17 protein-coding genes are annotated in these 18,639 nt (G+C 72.0%); 15 read left to right on the forward strand and 2 right to left on the reverse strand.

The annotated features are described in order from the left end of the window. Positions 1 to 5 precede the first annotated feature (5 nt). From AB0I79_RS08470 to AB0I79_RS08515, 10 genes are all read left to right on the forward strand, one after another. Complete coding sequence (locus AB0I79_RS08470) at positions 6 to 1,616, forward strand: PucR family transcriptional regulator ligand-binding domain-containing protein (RefSeq protein ID WP_357868796.1); 1,611 nt, start codon at positions 6 to 8, stop codon at positions 1,614 to 1,616. Positions 1,617 to 1,627: 11 nt separating this feature from the next. Next, positions 1,628 to 1,840 (forward strand): RNA-binding S4 domain-containing protein, encoded by a 213-nt coding sequence (locus AB0I79_RS08475; RefSeq protein ID WP_357868799.1) that lies wholly within the window; start codon positions 1,628 to 1,630, stop codon positions 1,838 to 1,840. Positions 1,841 to 1,935: 95 nt separating this feature from the next. Next, a complete protein-coding gene (locus AB0I79_RS08480; RefSeq protein ID WP_357868802.1) occupies positions 1,936 to 3,243 on the forward strand; it encodes a solute carrier family 23 protein in 1,308 nt (435 codons plus the stop codon). Between the two features lie 151 nt (positions 3,244 to 3,394). Continuing rightward, positions 3,395 to 4,807, forward strand: a complete 1,413-nt coding sequence (locus AB0I79_RS08485) for a solute carrier family 23 protein (RefSeq protein ID WP_357868804.1) — start codon at positions 3,395 to 3,397, stop codon at positions 4,805 to 4,807. Continuing rightward, positions 4,804 to 5,655 (forward strand): FAD binding domain-containing protein, encoded by an 852-nt coding sequence (locus tag AB0I79_RS08490; protein WP_357868807.1) that lies wholly within the window; start codon positions 4,804 to 4,806, stop codon positions 5,653 to 5,655. Before AB0I79_RS08485 ends, AB0I79_RS08490 begins: the two co-directional genes overlap by 4 nt. Then, positions 5,645 to 6,124 carry a (2Fe-2S)-binding protein gene (locus AB0I79_RS08495; RefSeq protein WP_357868809.1) on the forward strand — a complete coding sequence of 160 codons (480 nt, stop codon included), beginning with the start codon at positions 5,645 to 5,647 and terminating at the stop codon, positions 6,122 to 6,124. Before AB0I79_RS08490 ends, AB0I79_RS08495 begins: the two co-directional genes overlap by 11 nt. Next, positions 6,121 to 8,481, forward strand: coding sequence for an aerobic carbon-monoxide dehydrogenase large subunit (gene cutA, locus AB0I79_RS08500; protein ID WP_357868812.1), 2,361 nt, complete (start codon positions 6,121 to 6,123; stop codon positions 8,479 to 8,481). Before AB0I79_RS08495 ends, cutA begins: the two co-directional genes overlap by 4 nt. A gap of 53 nt (positions 8,482 to 8,534) precedes the next feature. After that, positions 8,535 to 9,536: a hypothetical protein gene (locus tag AB0I79_RS08505; RefSeq protein ID WP_357868815.1), complete on the forward strand. Its 1,002-nt coding sequence runs from the start codon at positions 8,535 to 8,537 to the stop codon at positions 9,534 to 9,536. Between the two features lie 32 nt (positions 9,537 to 9,568). Next, the gene (locus tag AB0I79_RS08510; RefSeq protein ID WP_357868817.1) at positions 9,569 to 9,994 is read left to right on the forward strand and encodes a hypothetical protein; all 426 of its coding nucleotides are present in this window, start codon (positions 9,569 to 9,571) and stop codon (positions 9,992 to 9,994) included. A gap of 43 nt (positions 9,995 to 10,037) precedes the next feature. Further along, entirely contained in the window at positions 10,038 to 10,457 is a 420-nt protein-coding gene (locus tag AB0I79_RS08515) for a hypothetical protein (protein ID WP_357868819.1), read from the forward strand. Here the strand turns inward: AB0I79_RS08515 and AB0I79_RS08520 are convergent. Together AB0I79_RS08520 and AB0I79_RS08525 are read right to left on the reverse strand one after the other, a co-directional pair. Then, positions 10,454 to 12,763, reverse strand: coding sequence for a PQQ-dependent sugar dehydrogenase (locus tag AB0I79_RS08520; protein WP_357868822.1), 2,310 nt, complete (start codon positions 12,761 to 12,763; stop codon positions 10,454 to 10,456). The genes AB0I79_RS08515 and AB0I79_RS08520 overlap by 4 nt on opposite strands. A 78-nt stretch (positions 12,764 to 12,841) precedes the next feature. Then, positions 12,842 to 13,837: a LacI family DNA-binding transcriptional regulator gene (locus AB0I79_RS08525; RefSeq protein ID WP_357868824.1), complete on the reverse strand. Its 996-nt coding sequence runs from the start codon at positions 13,835 to 13,837 to the stop codon at positions 12,842 to 12,844. Positions 13,838 to 14,011: 174 nt separating this feature from the next. On the opposite strand from AB0I79_RS08525, the gene AB0I79_RS08530 reads away from it, so the two are divergent. The 5 genes from AB0I79_RS08530 to AB0I79_RS08550 are packed head-to-tail and all read left to right on the forward strand — an operon-like array spanning position 14,012 to position 18,538. Further along, on the forward strand, positions 14,012 to 15,241 hold the full coding sequence (locus AB0I79_RS08530) for an amino acid ABC transporter substrate-binding protein (protein ID WP_357868827.1): 1,230 nt from the start codon (positions 14,012 to 14,014) through the stop codon (positions 15,239 to 15,241). After that, positions 15,235 to 16,116, forward strand: coding sequence for a branched-chain amino acid ABC transporter permease (locus AB0I79_RS08535; RefSeq protein ID WP_357868830.1), 882 nt, complete (start codon positions 15,235 to 15,237; stop codon positions 16,114 to 16,116). The genes AB0I79_RS08530 and AB0I79_RS08535 overlap by 7 nt, the downstream gene beginning before the upstream one ends. Then, on the forward strand, positions 16,100 to 17,089 hold the full coding sequence (locus tag AB0I79_RS08540; RefSeq protein ID WP_357868832.1) for a branched-chain amino acid ABC transporter permease: 990 nt from the start codon (positions 16,100 to 16,102) through the stop codon (positions 17,087 to 17,089). Before AB0I79_RS08535 ends, AB0I79_RS08540 begins: the two co-directional genes overlap by 17 nt. Beyond that, positions 17,086 to 17,814, forward strand: a complete 729-nt coding sequence (locus AB0I79_RS08545; protein WP_357868834.1) for an ABC transporter ATP-binding protein — start codon at positions 17,086 to 17,088, stop codon at positions 17,812 to 17,814. Before AB0I79_RS08540 ends, AB0I79_RS08545 begins: the two co-directional genes overlap by 4 nt. Beyond that, the gene (locus AB0I79_RS08550) at positions 17,807 to 18,538 is read left to right on the forward strand and encodes an ABC transporter ATP-binding protein (RefSeq protein ID WP_357868837.1); all 732 of its coding nucleotides are present in this window, start codon (positions 17,807 to 17,809) and stop codon (positions 18,536 to 18,538) included. Before AB0I79_RS08545 ends, AB0I79_RS08550 begins: the two co-directional genes overlap by 8 nt. Positions 18,539 to 18,639: the final 101 nt, after the last annotated feature.

Here is an 18,639-nt window from a genome sequence, read left to right on the forward strand (position 1 = left end):
TCCCCATGGAGCCCCCCGTTCGTCTCGCCAGCACCGGCACGATCATCCACGGCGTGTCCGTGGGAGAGGTGCTGGGCGTGTCCACTCTCGCGGAGGCCAGGCTGATCGCGGGGGAGAGCGGGCTCGGCCGCATCGTGCAGCGGCTCAACGTCATGGAAGTGCCCGACATCCTGGCCTGGGTCAAGCCGCACGAGCTGCTGCTCACCACCGGCTACCCGCTGCGCAACACGCCGCAGTCGCTCGGCCGGCTGGTCGCCGACCTCGACGAGCGCGGGCTGGCCGCGCTGGCCATCAAGCTCGGCCGCTACCTCGACGAGCTGCCCGCCGAGATGGTGGAGCAGGCCGACAGGCTGGGCTTCCCGCTCATCCTGCTGCCCAACGACGTCGGCTTCGACGACATCCTCAACCAGGTGCTCACCGACATACTCAACCGCCAGGCCGCCGTGCTCGCCCGCGCCGAGGAGGCGCACCGGGCGCTGGTCCAGGTGGTGCTGGCCGGCGGCGGCCTGGACGAGGTCACCGCGGAGGTGGCGCAGCTCCTCGACGTGGCGGTGGCGGCCGTGGACGGCTCGGGCCGCGTCCTGGCCACCGCCGGGCCCGGCGACCACGTGAGCGTCCTGCGGGAGTCGATCTCCCGCGAGGGGCCTCCCACGTCGCCATCGCGTACGCCCGCCGCGCGCGCCCGCTCGTTCGCCTCGGTGCCCGTGCTCGCCGGCGGCCACCACCACGGCAGGATCGTCGCCTACAGCCCGGCCGCGGCGATCAGGGACAGCGACGTCGGCATCCTGGAACGTGCCGCCACCGTCGCCGCCCTCGTCGTCACCCGGCAGGAGGCGGTCAACGCCGTCGAGAGCAAGTACCGCGCCGACTTCCTGCGCGACGTGCTCACCGGCCGGGCCGGCACGGCGGAGCGGGTCACCTCCCGCGCGCAGGCGTTCGGCTGGGACCTGTCGCGGCCGGTGACCGTGCTGGTGGCCGAGCTCGACCCCGACGGCGACGAGCGCAGCGCCCAGGACCGCCTCGTCTCCTGCTGGACCGCCGCGATCAGGCGGCACGACCCGCACGGCGCCGTCGCCGGGTTCTCGCACGAGGTGGTGGCCGTGGTGGACGCCGCCATCGACGCCGCCCGCGTGGCCAAGGACGCCGCCGCGGCCTTCGCCGACGTGCCGCCCGCCACGTTCTCCACCGGTACCTCCCGGCCGAGCCCCGGCGCGGAGACGCTGCCCGAGGCGTACTCGCAGGCGTTGAAGGCGGCCCGGGTGGGGCGGCAGCTGCACGGGCCCGGGGCGGTGGCGCACTTCGACCAGCTCGGCGTCTACCGGCTGCTGTCGCTGGTGAACGACACCGAGGAGCTGCACGCGTTCGTCAGGGAGACGCTCGGCCCGCTGGCCTCCGACGACGACGCCGAGAACGCCGACCTGCGGCGCACGCTCCAGTCGCTGCTGGAGACCAACCTGAACGTGGCGGAGACGGCCCGGCGGCTGCACTTCCACTACAACACGCTGCGCTACCGGATCGGCAAGCTGGAGCGGCTGCTCGGCAACTTCACCGACGATCCCCACTTGCGGCTCAACCTCACGCTGGCCCTGCACGTGCTGCGGATGCGGGGCATCTAGGCTGCTGCGTTGTGGACGAGCTGGAATTCGAACTGCGCGACGAGTACATACCGCTGTGCGACCTGCTGAAGTACTGCGGCATCACCGAGACGGGAGGGATGGCCAAGCAGCTCATCGCCGAGGGGATGATCGAGGTGGACGGCGAGGTGGAGCTGCGCAAGCGCGCCAAGATCCGGAAGGGGCAGGTGGTCGGCGGCGACGGGTTCTCGATCCACGTCGCCTAGCCGGTGCGCGAGTACCCCAGGGCACCCTCTATTGTGCTCTCCAGCATCAGACAGGAGACATACCCGCAGTTCAGGCGGGAGATCGAGGTGTGTTCGTGGCGCTGGGGTGGAAGGTGCACGGCGATGGGAAGCGCCTGACGCCGGGTGAGGTGGTCAAGCCGGACGAGCGGCTGAGCTGGCCCAGGATGGTGGGCATCGGGGCGCAGCACGTCATCGCGATGTTCGGCGCGACCTTCGTGTTCCCGCTCGTCATGGGGCTGGACGCGAACCTCGCCGTGATGATGTCCGGGGTCGCGACGATCCTGTTCCTGCTGATCGTCAAGGGCAAGGTGCCCAGCTACGTCGGGTCCAGCGCGTCGTTCGTGGGGGCCGTCGTGGCGATCAGGGCGGCCGGCGGCGGCGACGCGACCGTCACCGGGGCGCTGCTCGTCGTCGGGGTCGTGCTGGCCGCGTGCGGGTTCGCGATCCACAAGCTGGGCGTCGGCGTCATCCACCGGGTCTTCCCGCCGATCGTGACCGGCGGGGTGGTGATGCTCATCGGGTTCGGCATGGCGTACGTGGCGGCGGACGTCTACTGGCCGAAGGACCCGTGGGTGGCGCTGCTGACGATGGCGGCCACGTTCGTGTTCATCGGGGTGTTCAAGGGCTTCCTCGGCCGGATCGGGGTGCTGCTCGGGCTCGTGTTCGGGTTCCTGCTGTCCTGGGCGTGGGACCTCGCCGGCGGGCCGATCACGGCGCCCGACGACAGCGGCAAGGTGACCGAGCACTTCCGGGTGAACCTGGACGCGGTGGCGCAGGCCGACTGGATCGGGCTGCCGTCGCTGCACGGGCCCGTGTTCGAGGTGTCGGCCATCGTGCTGGTGCTGCCCGTGGTGATCGCGCTGATCGCCGAGAACGTCGGGCACGTCAAGGCCGTGGGCGAGATGACCGGGGCCGACGTCGACGCCTACATGGGCCGGGCGGTCATGGCCGACGGCGTCGGGACCGTCGTGGCCACCTCCGTGGGCGGCTCCGCGACGACCACGTACGCCGAGAACATCGGGGTCATGGCGGCCACCAAGGTCTACTCGACCGCCGCCTACTACATCGCGGCCGTCATCGCGATCCTGTTCGGGCTCTGCCCCAAGTTCGGCGCGCTCATCGCGGCCACGCCGGGCGGGGTGCTGGGGGGCGTGACGACCATCCTGTACGGGATGATCGGCCTGCTCGGCGCCAAGATCTGGATCGAGAACAAGGTGAACCTGTCGGAGCCGGGCAACCTCGTGCCGACCGGCGCCGGCATCATCTGCGCCATCGGGCCCGTCGCCTTCCCGATCACCGACACGTTCGCGCTCAGCGGCATCGCGCTCGGCACCATCGTGCTGCTCGTCGGCTACCACCTGCTGCGCGCCGTACGGCGGTAGTCCCCCTCACAAGGCGGCCGCGCCCGTGTGCGCGAGGTTCTCTCTGGTCGGCGGGTCAGATTTGGCAGATCATGCCCGTGTAGGAGCGTGCCGGCGGGCCTAATGTGCCCGCGAACGGTACGTCCAGGCGCCCGGCACAAGAGGGGCTCGCATGGTTGTGGGATGGACCAAACACGGTGACGGCAAGCATCTGGCCCCCGGCGAGGTGGTCAGGCCCGACGAGAGGCTGAGCTGGCCCCGGATGGTGGGGTTCGGGGCGCAGCACGTGATCGCGATGTTCGGCGCGACGTTCGTCTTCCCGCTGGTCATGGGGCTGGACCCGAACGTGGCCGTGATGATGTCCGGCGTCGCGACGATCATGTTCCTGCTGATCGTGAAGGGTAAGGTGCCCAGCTACCTGGGCACCAGCGCGTCCTTCGTCGGCGGCGTGTTCGCGATCAGGGCGGCGGCCGGCGGCGACACCGGCGGCGCGGACGCGATCGTGACCGGCGCCATCCTGGTCGCCGGGCTCGTGCTGGCGCTGGCCGGGCTGGCCATCCACTTCCTCGGCGTGCGGATCATCCACCGGGTCTTCCCGCCCGTGGTCACCGGCGCGGTCGTGATGCTGATCGGGTTCGGGCTGGCGTTCGTGGCGGCGGACGTCTACTGGCCGCAGGACCACTGGGTGGCGCTCGTCACGATGCTGATCACGTTCGTGGTGATCGTGGCGTTCAAGGGGTTCGCCGGGCGGATCGGGGTACTGATCGGGCTGGTGGCCGGGTTCGTGCTGTCGTGGGTGCTGGACAGGGTCGCCGGGCCGGTCACGTCCGTGCTGCCGGGCGCCAACCTGCGGGACGCCGCCGGGAACGCCTGCCCGGCCGAGGGCACGTACTGCGTGGCGACGGCCTTCCCGCACGACCGGGTGAGCTTCCAGCCGGTGGCCGACGCGCCCTGGTTCGGGCTGCCGAGCTTCCACGCGCCCGACTTCAGGACCTCGGCCGTGCTGCTGGTGCTGCCCGCCGTGATCGCGCTGATCGCCGAGAACATCGGGCACGTCAAGGCCGTCGGGGAGATGACCGGGACGGACGTGGACCCGTACGTGGGGCGCGCCGTCATGGCCGACGGCGTCGGCACCGTGGTCACCAGCGCCGTCGGCGGCTCGCCCACCACCACCTACGCCGAGAACATCGGCGTCATGGCGGCCACCAAGGTGTACTCGACCGCCGCCTACTACATCGCCGGCGTCATCGCGATCCTGTTCGGGCTCTGCCCCAAGTTCGGCGCGCTCGTCGCGGCCACGCCCGGCGGCGTGCTCGGCGGCGTGACCGTGATCCTGTACGGGATGATCGGGCTGCTCGGCGCGAAGATCTGGATCGAGAACCGGGTGAACTTCGCCGATCCCGTGAACATGGTTCCGATCGGCGCGGGAATCATCCTGGCCATCGGACCTGTGAAGCACTTCATCGGCGGCGATTTCACGCTGGAGGGCATCGCGCTCGGCACGGTCGTGGTGCTGGGCGGCTACCACCTGCTGCGTGCCATCGCGGGCCGCAGCCCCGAGCCCGTCAGGAGCGAGGCCGGGTGAAGCCGCCGCCGTTCACCTACCACGCGCCCCGCGACCTCCCGGCGGCGCTGCGCACGCTCGCGGAGGTCGGCGGGAAGGTGCTGGCAGGCGGGCAGAGCCTCATCCCGATGCTCAACATGCGGCTGGCCGCGCCCGAGCACGTCGTGGACATCAACCGGGTGGCCGGGCTCGACGGGATCGAGGCGAGCCCGGCGGGGGTGACGGTGGGGGCGCTGGCCAGGCACGCGGACGTCGAGCGGGCCGAGGTGCACCGGCTGCTCACCCGGGCGCTCAAGCTGGTGGCCCATCCGGTGATCCGCAACCGGGGGACCGTGGTGGGCAGCCTCGTGCACGCCGATCCCGCCGCCGAGCTGCCCGCCGTGCTGGCGGTGCTGGGCGGCAGCGTGCGGGTGGCGCGCTGGGACGGCCGGGTCACGGTGCGGGAGGTGCCCGCGGACGAGTTCTTCGTGGGGCCCATGGAGTCGGCGGTCGAACCGGGCGAGCTGGCCGTGTCGGCGTTCTTCCCGGCGCTGGGGGAAGGGGCCGGGATCGCGTTCGAGGAGGTCGCGCGCAGGCACGGGGACTACGCGCTGGCGGGCGTGTGCGCCGTGGTCACCCCGGACGGCGCCAGGGTCGCCTGCATCGGGGTCGGCCCGGCGCCCGTCGTCGTGGAGCTGGGCCAGGCGGGCGCGGGCGGGCCCGCCGCGGACGCCGGCTGGGGCGCGGCGGCGGCCCTCGTGCGGGACGCGACCGCGCCGGAAGCCGACATCCACGCCTCCGCCGCCTACCGCAGGCACCTGGTGGGCGTGCTGGCCGAGCGGGCGCTGCGCAACGCGGCGCGGGAAGGGGCTGCGGCCCGTGGAGCATGAGATCACACTCGTCGTGAACGGCACGGCCAGGCGGGTCCGCGTCCCGGCGCGGCGGCTGCTGTCCGACTGCCTGCGCCACGACCTCGGCCTGACCGGCACGCACGTGGGCTGCGAGCACGGCGTCTGCGGCTGCTGCACGGTGCTGCTCGGCGGGCGGCCCGTACGGTCGTGCCTGACGTTCGCCGTGACCGTCGACGGCGCCGAGATCACCACCGTGGAGGGGCTGGCCGGACCGGACGGCGGATTGTCGGCCGTGCAGCGCGCGTTCGCCGAGTGTCACGGGTTGCAGTGCGGGTTCTGCACGCCGGGCTTCCTGTGCACGGTGACGGCCCTGCTGAAGGAGAACCCGGCCCCCACCGGCGACGAGGTGATCGAGGGCATCTCGGGGAACCTGTGCCGCTGCACCGGCTACCAGAACATCGTCAAGGCCGTGCACCGGGCCGCCGAGCTGCTGGCGGAGGAAGCATGACGACCAAGCTGTTCGGGGAGGCCGTCCAGCGGCGCGAGGACCCCAGGCTGCTCACCGGGCAGGGCCGCTACCTCGACGACCTGGGCCGCGAGGCGCTGGCGGCGGCGTTCGTGCGCTCGCCGCACGCCCACGCCCGCGTGCGCGACATCGACGTGTCGGGCGCGCTCGACGTGCCGGGGCTCGTCGCCATCTACACCTGGGAGGACCTGCCCGAGCGGGTCGGCCGGGCGCTGCCGCTGCTGATCCCGCACCCCGCGCTCACGCACGGGCGCACCGCCTACCCGCTGGCCAGGGACGTCGTCAGGCACGTCGGCGAGCCGGTGGTCATGGTGGTGGCCGCCGACCGGTACGCCGCCGAGGACGCCTGCGCGCTCATCGAGGTTGACTACGAGCCGCTCAAGCCCGTCGTCGGCATCGAGGAGGCCGTCCAGGGGGCCCAGCTCGTGCACGAGGACGTGCCGGGGAACGTCGGCGCGCACCTCGTCCAGGAGGTCGCGGCGGCCGACGGCAGCGGCGCCAGGCAGGCCATCGAGATCGCGCCGCACACGCTCGCCTTCCGGCTCGACATCGAGCGCAGCGCCAGCATGCCGCTGGAGGGCCGCGGCGTGTACGCCCGCTGGGACGGCCGCGACCTGCGCGTCTACTCCAGCACCCAGACCTCCACCAGCGTGCGCATGGCCGTGGCCGCCGCGCTGGGCCTGCCGCTGCCGCAGGTCGAGGTGATCGCGCCCGACGTGGGCGGCGGCTTCGGGGTGAAGATCGTGCACCCGTGGCCCGAGGAGGTGCTGGTCCCGTGGGCCGCCATGACGCTCGGCCGGGAGATCAAGTGGACCGAGGACCGCAGGGAGCACTTCATCTCCTCGGCGCACGAGCGGGGGCAGGTGCAGTACGTGCGGGTCGGGTTCGACGACGACGGGCGCGTGCTGGGGCTCGACGTGACGATCCTGCACGACCACGGCGCCTACACCCCGTACGGGATCATCGTCCCCATCGTCACCTCGACGCAGTTGCTGGGGCCGTACAAGCCGGGCGCCTACCGGGTCGAGTTCACCGCCGTCTACACCAACACCGTGCAGGTGACGCCCTACCGCGGGGCGGGGCGGCCCCAGGGCGTCTTCTGCATGGAACGCACGATGGACAAGATCGCCCGATACCTCGGCAAGGACCGCACCGAGGTGCGGGCGGCCAACTTCATCCGGCCCGAGGAGTTCCCCTACGACCAGGGCATGACCTTCCAGGACGGGCGGCCGTTGATCTACGACAGCGGGGACTACCCCGAGATGCTCCGGATGATCAAGGAGCTGATCGGCTGGGACACCTTCGAGCGCCGGCCGGGCCTCGGGATCGGGATCGGGTGCTACGTGGAGGGCACCGGCGTGGGGCCGTACGAGGGCGGCCACGTGCAGATCACCTCCGACGGCCTCGTCCACGTCTCCACCGGCCTCACCTCGCAGGGGCAGGGGCACGAGACGGCGTTCGCCCAGATCGCCGCCACCGAGCTGGGCGTGCCCATCGAGCGGGTCAGGGTGGTCACCGGCGACACCCGCAGGTTCGGCTACGCCGTCGGCACCTTCGCCTCCAGAGCGGCCGTCGTCAGCGGCAACGCCATCGCGCTGGCCTGCAGGAAGGTGCGCGAGAAGGCGCTGCGCATCGCCGCCGAGGCGCTGGAGGCGAACCCGGACGACCTCGACATCGCCGAGGGCATCGTGCACGTGGCCGGCGCCCCGTCCGCCGCCATCCCGCTGTCCACGGTGGCGGTGCTGGCCAACCCGCTGCGGTACGCCTTCGACGAGGAGACCGCGAAGGCCACCCAGTTCGCGGGGGCCGTCACCCCCGACCGGCCGCCGGTCGCCGAGGGGGAGGAGCCGGGGCTGGAGGGGCGCGACTACTACTCGCCGATCAGGTCCACGTTCGCGGCCGGCATGCACGCCGCGATCGTCGAGACCGACCCCGACACCGCCGAGATCAGGGTCCTGCGGTACGCCGTCGTGCACGACTGCGGGCGGCTGATCAACCCCATGATCGTGGAGGGGCAGATCCACGGCGGGGTGGCCCAGGGCATCGGGGGCGCGCTGTACGAGCGCATGGTCTACGACCAGCACGGGCAGCTCGTGAACGCCTCCTTCATGGACTTCCTCATGCCGTACGCCACCGAGATCCCCCACGTCGAGACCGGCCACCTGGAGACGCCGTCGCCGCTCAACCCCCTGGGCATCAAGGGGGCGGGCGAGGCCGGCGTGATCCCCGTCTCCGCCGTCATCGCCTCGGCCCTCGAGGACGCCGAGGGCATCGAGATCAACCGCATGCCGATCTCGCCGTCCGAGCTGTTCGACCTGCGCGCCGCCCGTACGGGCTGACGGGCCCCGGCCGGTAGCACGCCCGCCGGCGGGCGCGTGGGATGATCGGCGGCATGCGTGCCCCCGACTCCGGCCTGACCGCCTTTCCCGCCGTGCCCGCCGACGTCCGGGTCGTCGACCTGGCGTGGAACGCGATCACGGAGGTGCCGGAGCGGGTGGCCGGGCTCACCGGGCTGGAGGAGCTGCGGCTCGACGGCAACCGTCTGCGCGAGCTGCCGGCCCTGTCCGGGCTCGCCGCGCTGCGCGCGCTGCACGTCGACGGCAACGAGCTGACCGCCCTGCCCGACCTCCCGCCGGGCCTGGAGACCCTCTTCCTGTACGGCAACCGCGTCGGCGCCCTGCCCGACCGGCTGCCCCCGGCCCTGCGCCACCTGGCCGCCGGCGGGAACGGGCTGAGCGGCGTGCCGGACACGCTGTGGAAGCTGACCGGCCTGGAATCGCTCAACCTGGCCGAGAACGCCCTCACCGGCATCCCCGCCGCCATCGGCGGCCTGACCCGGCTGCGCATGCTGGACCTCGGGCACAACCGGCTCACCGAGATCCCGCCCGAGCTCGGCGACCTGCCGCTCACCGACTACCTCTACCTCAGCGACAACCTGTTCACCGAGGTGCCCGGCTCGATCGGCCGGCTGGACCGGCTGGCCTATCTCAACCTGACCGACAACCGGCTGCGGACCCTGCCCGACTCGATCGGCTCCATGGTCTCGCTGGTCGAGCTGCGGCTCTACAACAACCGGCTGGAGCGGCTGCCCGGCTCGATCGGCCGCCTGTCGCGGCTGCGCGAGCTGCACCTGCAGGGCAACCGGCTGCGCGAGCTGCCCGCGACGCTGCCCCCGGGGCTGAGGCAGCTCGACCTGCGCAACAACCTGCTCCGCGAGCTGCCCGCGACGTTGCCGGCCGGGCTCAAGCAGCTCGACCTGCGCAACAACCGGCTGCGGGAGCTGCCTGCCGACCTGCCCGACCTGGACAAGCTCGACCTGCGCTGGAACAAGCTCGACGGCGAGCCCGAGGTGCTGCGCCGCCTGGAAGCGCGAGGCTGCGTCGTCTTGCGGTGAACCGGGTCGCGCGGGGCTGCGTACCCTCGCACATGACGACATTTCCACGTCTGGCCGCTCTTGCGCTGCTGGCCGGACTGGTCGCCGGCTGCTCCTCAGGAGGCGGCTGGAGCGACTACGTCGCAGCAGGCAAGTCCCAGCCCGCCACCGCCGCCCCCATGACGGTCGAGCAGATCTCCGACAAGGTCGGCTGCAAGCCGAAGATGCAGGTCGACGCCGACGAGGTGCGCACGGCGTACTGCAAGACGCAGGACGGCGAGTTCTTCGTCAACACCTTCAAGACCGAGCAGCTCAAGAACGAGTGGATGGACCGGGCGCCCGAGTACAACCCGCACCTGGTGGGGCCCAAGTGGACCGTGCTGGGGCCGCTGAAGGTGCTGGAGACGTTGCGCGGACCGCTCAACGGCGACCTGCACCTGACCGACCACCGGGTCTCGATGACACCCCAACCGAAGTAGCCGGTGTCTGAACTCCCCGCGCGGAACCTGCGTACCTCCGCACATGACGACGATTCCACGTCTGGCCGCCTTCGCGCTGCTGGCCGGGCTGGTCGCCGGTTGCTCCTCCGGGAGCGGCGGCGGCCAGGTCGCGGCAGCCGGACAGCCGGCCGGCGCCGCCCCCCTCACGGTCGAGCAGCTCTCCGCCAAGGTGGGCTGCACGCCGCGCATGCAGGTGAACGCCACCGAGCTCCGCACGGGGTACTGCAAGACCCCGGACGGCGAGTTCTTCGTCACGACGTTCATGAGCCAGGCAGGCAAGGACGCCTGGATGGACGCCGCCCCCGAGTACAACCCGCACCTGGTGGGACCGCTCTGGACCGTGCTGTCCAGCAGGAAGGTGCTCGATCTGCTCAGGGAGCGGCTCGGCGGCGACCTGCATCTCACCGACCATCGGACGAAGAAGATGCAGGTCGTCGGCTAGCGGTGGCGGAGCAGCTCGTACTGTGCCCTGATCTCGCCAGGGGTGGCCACCCGGTCCAGGAACAGCAGGCCGTCCATGCGGCAGTCGCAGGGGTTCTGCTCCCTGGTGTTCTGCGGGTAGCTGCCGCCGATCTTGATGCCCCGAGGGTCGGTCGGTGAGGTGAGGTCGGGCTCCGGGGCGCCCGCCACGCCCCAGGGGTCGCCGGTGACCGTGTAGGAGCCGTCCAGCGGGCGGCCGTTGCGGTACAGGCGCATGGCGCCGGTGTCGAAGTCGAACGTGGCGGCCAGGAAGACCCACTGGTCGCGGGGGAGGACGCGCTGCCACGGCAGTCCGGCGGCGAAGGTCTGGGAGGCGGACCCGTCCACCCTCCTGGCCAGCGCCACCACCTTCAGCTCGCCGTTCACCGTGATCAGCTCCAGCAGGGCCCGCACGTCGTGCCCCTGGGAGGTGCCGCTGAGGACGCCCGCCAGGCCGATCGCGTTGTAACGGTCGGCCGGGTCCGGGGTGTTCGAGTTGAGCGCCGGGCCGTCGGCCCGCAGCTTGAACCAGCCCATGACGGTGGTGCCCGCGACCGCGTTGAAGGAGCGCAGGGTGGGCACGCCGGACTCGGCGTACACGCCGGCCTTCCAGTCGTCGTTGCCCGCCGCGGCCGGCCCGACCTGGCGGGTCTGGAGCGCGTGCACGCTGCCCCGGTACGCGCCGTCCTCGACGCGCATCGCGGCACCGCCGTTGACCAGGGCGAGACCGGTGCCTGACAGGCCCTGGTCCTGCTCGCGGGCCGGGTCGCCCGGCAGCGGGTGCTCGAAGTCGTAGGCGGCCACCAGGTCGCGCCGCAACGACGGCAGCACGCCGGCCGGGGCGTAGTCGGCCCGCGTGACCTTCCAGATCTTGCCGTTGGCCTTCGACAGCACGTACAGCTCGCCCCTGCCGTCCCGGCCGAAGCGCAGGTCCACGCGGGTGTCCCCGGCCAGGTCCCGCATGGTCACCGCGTTCCCGGCGGCGTCCACCAGGCGGGGCTGGTAGATCGCGGCGCGGCCGGCCCCTTCGCGCAGGTGGGCGGCGACGGAGGAGAACACCCGGCCGTCCACGATGTCGCCGAACAGGTACGTCCCGGACAGCAGCGGCAGCCGCTCGCCGCGGTAGACGAAGCCGCCGACGATCGCGTGGCCGCTGTCGGCGTTGCAGGGGTGGCCGGGCGGCGGGTCGTGGTCGTAGGCGGCCACCGGGTAGGTGTAGCCGTACCGCGCGTCGTCGTCCGGCAGCGTGTACAGGTGGCAGCGGTCGGCCTTGTCGAAGACGAAGGAGCCTTCGCGCTCGCTCCAGCCCAGGTTGTCGCCGGGGCCGACGTCGTAGACGGCCTCGATGGCGTGCTCGCCGATGTGGCCGAGCAGGATGCGGTCGCCGTCCCAGCTGAAGCGGTGGGGGTCGCGCATGCCGTACGCGTAGATCTCGCCGAGCCTGCCCTCCTGGCCGGCGAAGGGGTTCGCGGGCGGGATGCCGTACTTGCGGCCGTCCGTGCCCGTCGGGTCGATTCTGAGGATCTTGCCCTGGGGGATGGCCAGGTTCTGCGGGTCGTCGCTGGAGGCGCCCCGGCCGCCGTCGCCCGCCGCGATGTAGAGCAGGCCGTAGTCGGCGTCGCCGGGGCGGGCGCCGGGGTTGAAGTCGATCTGCTGGATGCCGTGGGACTGGCCGGAGAAGCCGAGCCTGAGCACCTCCCTGCGCGTGCCGGAGAACACGCCGGCGCGCGGGTCGGCGGCCGTCCACTCGGTGATCACGCCGTGGAACCTGGTGCCGGGCTGGGGCGGCAGGTCGGGGGTCTTCGTGGTGAGCGCGGCGCCCCACTCGGTGTGGACCGTGTAGAACCTGCCGTTCCCGCCGAACTCCGGGTGGAAGGCGGCGAAGCCGAAACCGCTGCCCAGGCCGCGCCCCGAGACGAAGTCCGGGGCGAACGCGGCGGCCACGTCCAGGTACTCCACCGGCTGCCGGTCCTGGCCGAGCAGGTACAGCCTGCCGTTGAGGTCGTTGACGTACAGGCGGCGGGAGCCGTCGGGGAGCTCGCCCAGGTAGTTGATCCTGGCGTGGCGCACCAGCCGCGGGTCGTTGCTCGGAGGCGGGATCGGCTCGCTCTCCGGGAAGGAGGCGAACTCCTCCAGGGTGAGGGTGAGCGGCGAGGCGATCGGCTTCTCGGGGATGGGGTCCTCGACGGGCACCGGCTGTGCCAGCGCGGGCGACGGGGGCGTGCAGAGCGCGGCGATCAGGAGGAGGACGGTGGCGCCGGTGCGGGTTCGGGTGCGAAAGGCTGGCATCGGGGGGTCCTCTCGCGGCGCCCCGGGGGGCGAAGGCGCTTTCGGGACGTTCGGATCGTAACCCGGCACAAGGTCATGTCAAGGGGGTGGCGGGGCGGTGGAGGCGCGGAGCACCAGCTCGTGCCGCGTGCGCCGCCGCCGCGGCCGGGACGCCGGCGGCCTGAGCACCAGCTCCAGCGCCTGCTTGCCCATCTCCACCATCGGCAGCCGCACCGTGGTCAGCGCCGGGTACACGTCCCGAGCCACCGGCACGTCGTCGAACCCGGCCACCGAGATCTCGTCCGGCACCCGCCGCCCGTGGTTGAGCAGCCACGACAGCGCCCCCACCGCCATCGGGTCGTTCAGCGCGACCACCGCCGTCAGGCCGGGGTGCGCCCGCACCAGCCGCGCGGTGGCCGCCGCGCCGCCCTCCCTGGTGAAGTCCCCGTGGACGACGGGCACCGAGCCCCAGTCGAGCCCGGCCGCGCCGAACGCCGCCCGCAGCCCGGCCAGCCGGTCCTCCACCGTGGTCAGGTTGGCGGGCCCGCCGAGCACCCCCAGGCGGCGGTGGCCCAGGTCGAGCAGGTGCCGCATGAGCGTGGCGCCGCCGGCGGCGTTGTCGGGCAGCACCGCGTCCACCGGCAGGTGGTGGCGGCCGATCACGGCGACCCGGCCGCCCGCCGCGGTGAACGAGCGCAGCTCGGCCGCGATGTCGGTCTCCGTGCTCGCCTCGACGTAGCCGGACCCGGCCAGCACGATCGAGGTCACCCGGTGCGCGCGCAGGGCGCGGATGCGGGCCAGCTCCGCCCGCGGGTCGCGCTCGGTCTGGCTGATCAGCGCCAGGTAGCCGCGGCTGTCGGTCTCGCGCAGCACGCCCCTGGCGATCTCGCCGAAGTACGGGTCGCCCACGTCGTGCACGATCAGCCCGACCATGGACGCCTGCCCGCCGGCCAGCGCCCGCGCGTGGCTGTTGGGCACGTACCCGACCTGGGTGGCGATCGCCTGGACGTGCGCCGCGACCTCGGCGCTCACCCCCGTGCTGCCGTTCATCGCCCGCGAGGCCGTCGCCAGCGAGACCCCGGCGGCCTCGGCCACGTCGACCAGACGGGGCGGGCGGGGCGGGGAAGCCAGACGGGGTGGGCCAGGTAGAGAAGGTCGCTTGGCCATGTGGTGCGGACCCCCTTGTCCAGGGCGGAATCCCGTGTAATCGTAACCGAAAGCGCTTCCGAAAGCGCTTTCGCTCAGCCTCTTCTGACGGGGGTCTCCTCGATGGCAAGAGTTCGCAAGGGCCTGACGACCATCTCCATCTGCGCACTGGCGCTCACCGCGTGCGCGAAGACCGACGAACCCGGCGCGGCCCAGTCGCCGGGACAGCAGCAGGGGCCGGTCAAGATCGGCATCTCGCTCCCGCTCACCGGCGACTTCTCCGAGCCGGGCAAGGGCATCCAGGAGGGGTACAAGGTCTGGGCCGACCAGGTGAACGCCAAGGGCGGCCTGCTCGGCAGGAAGGTCGAGCTGATCTTCCGCGACGACGCCTCCGATCCCAACCGGGTCAGCTCCGACTACGAGTCCCTCATCACGCAGGACAAGGTCAACCTGGTCTTCGGGCCGTTCTCCTCGCGCCTGGTGATCCCCGCGGCGAAGGTCGCCGAGTCGTACGGCATGCTCTTCGTGGAGCCGGCCGGAGCCGCCGCCGAGGTGTTCGAGCAGGGCTTCAGGCGGCTGTTCTACGCGGCGCCCGCGATCGCGAGCGACCACTACAACTACCTGGCCGACTACATCATCAAGCTGCCGGCCGACCAGAAGCCGAAGACGGCGGCGTACGCCAGCCTGGACGACCCGTTCGCGCAGGGCACCGCGTACGGCCTGCGGGACAAGCTGGCCGCGGCCGGCATCAAGACCGTCGTGGACGAGGTGTACCCGCCGGAGACCACCGACTTCGCCCCCATCGCCGCCAAGATCGCCGCCGCGAAGCCGGACCTGGTGGTGGGTGGCACGCAGTTCGAGGACTCGGTCGGGCTGGTGCGCGCGCTGCAGGAGCTGAGGGTGCAGCCCAAGCTGGCGGCGTTCTCGACAGGGCCGACGCTGGCGGAGTTCCCCGCCGCGGTGAAGGGGGCGGCCGAGCACATCCTCTCGCCGGTCGGCTGGTCCGCCACCGCGACGTTCCCCGGCAACCAGGAGATGGTCAAGCGCTACAAGGAGCTGTTCGGCGGCGACGCCAACGAGGACGCCGCCAACGGCTACACCGTCGGGCAGATCGTCGAGGCCGCCGTGAACGCCGTCAAGTGCGTCGACCCCACCAAGGAGTGCCAGGACAAGCTGACCGAGCACATCAGGCAGGGCACGTTCGAGACCGTCGTGGGGCCGCTGTCCTTCGACGACAAGGGCCGGCCGGAGCAGGCGCACATGATCCAGCAGTACGTCAACGGCAAGATCGAGATCGTCCTCCCGGAGCAGGCCAAGACCGCCGGCCTCGTCTACCCGAAGCGGGAATGGTGAGCCTGCTCCTGCAGGGGCTGGCCCTGGGCGTGCTGACGGGCGGGCTCTACGCCCTGCTCGCCTCTGGCCTGTCGCTGTACTTCGGCGTGATGCGGGTGGTCATGGTGGCACACCCGGCGTTCCTGTTCCTGGCCGCCTACCTCACCTACACCGTGCACACCACGCTCGGCGTGGACCCGTTCCTGGCGTTGCCGCTGACCGTGCCGCTCTTCTTCGGGCTCGGCGTGGCGGTGCAGCGGCTGCTCATCGCCCGGCTCGCGCCGGACAACCTGGCGATGATGTCGGTGCTGCTGACGTTCGGGATCGCGCTCACCATCGAGGGGCTGCTCGGCACGTTCTACACGGGCTCCTACAAGTCGGTCAGCATGGAGTACGCCACCCGGTCGCTGAGCGTCGGCGGCGTGCACCTGCCGTACGACAAGATCATCGCCTTCGGGGTGGCGGGGCTCACCCTCGCCGTGCTGTTCGCGGTGCTGATCAGGAGCCGGTTCGGGCAGGCGCTGCGGGCCACGATCCAGCACCGCGAGGCGGCCAGGCTGGTCGGCATCCGGACCGAGCGTGTGGCCGGGTACGGCTTCGGCGTGGGCCTGGCCACCGCCGCCGTGGGCGGCACCGTGCTGGCGCTGATCACGCCGTTCTTCCCCGCCTCGCACTGGGTGTGGATCGGCAAGCTCATGGCCATCATCGTCGTCGGCGGGCTGGGCAGCGTGGTGGGCGCGGCGCTGGCCGCTGTCCTGCTCGGGGTGGTCGAGGGCCTCGTGCTGGTCACCGTGGACGCCACCTGGGCCACGATGATGTTCTACGTCTTCCTCTTCCTGACCCTGCTCGCGCGTCCCCAGGGGTTCTTCGGAGGCCGGCTTGCACACCGTTTCTAGGGGGCTGCCGCTGCTGCTGGCCGCGCTGGCGATCGCCTACCCGTGGCTGGCGCCCAACTACTACCTGGTGTACGCGGGCGCGCTGACCGTCATGTACGCCGCCATGTCCACCTCCTGGAACCTCCTGGGCGGCTTCACCGGCTACGTCTCGCTCGGCCACTCGGCGTTCTTCGGCCTGGGCGCGTACGGCACCGGGCTGCTCGTCGTCCGCCTGGACGTGCCCTGGGCCGTGGCCCTGCTCGCGTCTGCGCTGCTGGTCACGGTGTTCGCCGTCGGCGTCGGCATCGCGGCGGTACGCGTGCGCGGCGCCTCGTTCGTGATCGTGTCCATCGCGCTGGTGTCCATGATGAACCTCATCGTGCAGGGCTGGCGCTCCCTGACCGGCGGCTCCACGGGCCTGCAGGTCCCCACGCCCTTCCCCGGCCTGCACCGCGGCCAGACGCACATGGTCTTCTTCTACCTGTTCCTGGTGTTGCTCGCGCTCGCGCTGCTGTCCTGGTGGTACGTCTCCCGCTCCCGCTTCGGCGCGGGCCTGCGCGCCATCAGGGAGGACGAGGACAAGGCCGAGTCGCTGGGCGTGCCCACGGGGGCGTACAAGGTGGCGGCCTTCGCGCTGTCCGCCCTGTTCGTGGCGCTGGCCGGCGGGCTCTACGCGCTCTGGTTCGGCAGCCTCGACCCGATCTTCGTCTTCTCGATCCTGATCGCCTCGTCCATGGTCCTGATGAGCCTGCTCGGCGGCGTCAGGCACCTGTACGGCCCGCTGCTCGGCGCGCTCATCGTGGCCCCGGCCGGGGAGTACTTCCTGATCGCGCTTGGCGAGACGCAGATCCACCTGACCGCGACGGGCCTGGTGCTGGTGCTGGTCGTGCTGTTCATGCCGGACGGCATCCTGGCCCGCTTCACCCGCAAGCGGACCGGCCCGTCCATCCCCGACGAGAGCGCGGACCAGAGACTCCAGGGGGTGACGCGGTGAGCCTGCGCACGGAAGGGCTGACGAAGGCGTTCGGCGGCGTGCTCGCCGTGAACGGCGCCACCGTCGAGCTGCGCGACGGCGCGATCAACGGCCTGATCGGGCCGAACGGTTCCGGCAAGACCACGTTCTTCAACATCGTCACCGGCATGATCGGGCCCGATTCCGGGCGGGTGCTCTACCGGGGCCGCGACATCACCCGGCACTCGCCGCACCGCATCGCGCACGCGGGCATCGGCCGCACCTTCCAGCTCTGCCGGATCTTCCCGCGCCTGACCGTGCTGGAGAACATGCTGGTCGCGGTCCGCCGCACCCGCCTGCGCGAGCTGCTGGCCGGCCTCCGCGACTCGGGCGAGGTCGAGCGGGCCCGCCACTGGCTGCGCCGTATGGGTATCGAGCACCTGGAGGAGGCCGAGGCGCGCGACCTTTCGTACGGGCAGCAGAAGCTGCTCGAACTGGCCGCCGTGCTCATGGCCGAGCCGGACCTGGTGCTGCTCGACGAGCCGGCCGGCGGGGTCAACCCGGCGCTGATCGACCGCATCACGGCCCTCGTCCGCGACCTCAACGCCGAGGGCCGCACCTTCCTCGTCGTCGAGCACAACATGGACATGGTGATGGGCATGTGCGACCACGTCATCGTCTTCGACCGCGGCGCGCCCATCGCCGAGGGCCCGCCCGCCACCGTCCGGCAGGACCCGCGCGTGCTGGAGGCGTATCTCGGTGTCTGAGGCGGTTCTTTCCCTGGAGGACGTCGTGGCCGGCTACGGCAGGGCCGCCCCCGTGCTGCGCGGCCTGGCCGTCACCGTCCGCGCCGGCGAGGTCGTCTGCCTCGTCGGCCCCAACGGCGCCGGCAAGTCCACCGCGCTCAGGGTCGCCAGCGGCCTGCTCGCGCCCCGCTCGGGCCGGGTGCTCCTGGCCGGCCGCGACGTGACGGGCCTGCCGCCGCAACGCCTGCTCGGCCTCGGCCTGGCGCACGTGCTGCAGGGGCACAGCGTCTTCCGCGAGATGACGGTGGCCGAGAACGTCCGGCTCGGCGGCTTCACCGTACGCGACCAGGCCCGGCTGAACGCGCGGATCGAGGCCGTCAAGGAGCTGTTCCCGGTCGTGGGGGAGCGGTGGGGGAGCCTGGCGGGGCTGCTGTCGGGCGGGCAGCAGAAGCAGGTGGAGTTCGCGCGGGCGCTGATGCTGGAGCCGTCGGTGGTGCTGCTGGACGAGCCGTCCATGGGGCTGGACCCGCGCAACACGCAGGTCGTCTTCGAGCAGATAGACCTCATGCGCCGGGCCGGGGTGGCGGTGCTGCTGGTGGAGCAGAACGCCCGCCGGGCGCTGGAGATGGCGGATCTGGGATGCGTGCTGGACCTCGGCCGGGTGCACATCTCGGGGCCCGCCCGCGAGCTGGCCGCCGACCCGCGCCTGGGACGCCTCTATCTGGGCGGCGCGCCGGCGACCTGACCGGGGATCGCCGGGCGGGGTGTGCTCCCGCCCGGCGATCGGCCTCGCCTGCCGAGCTCTTGCGATCTTGGCATGCGGTGGTCGACGAGGAACCACGTCCT

Source organism: Nonomuraea sp. NPDC050202 (genome assembly GCF_040656115.1).
In the GTDB taxonomy this organism is placed as follows: Bacteria; Actinomycetota; Actinomycetes; order Streptosporangiales; family Streptosporangiaceae; genus Nonomuraea.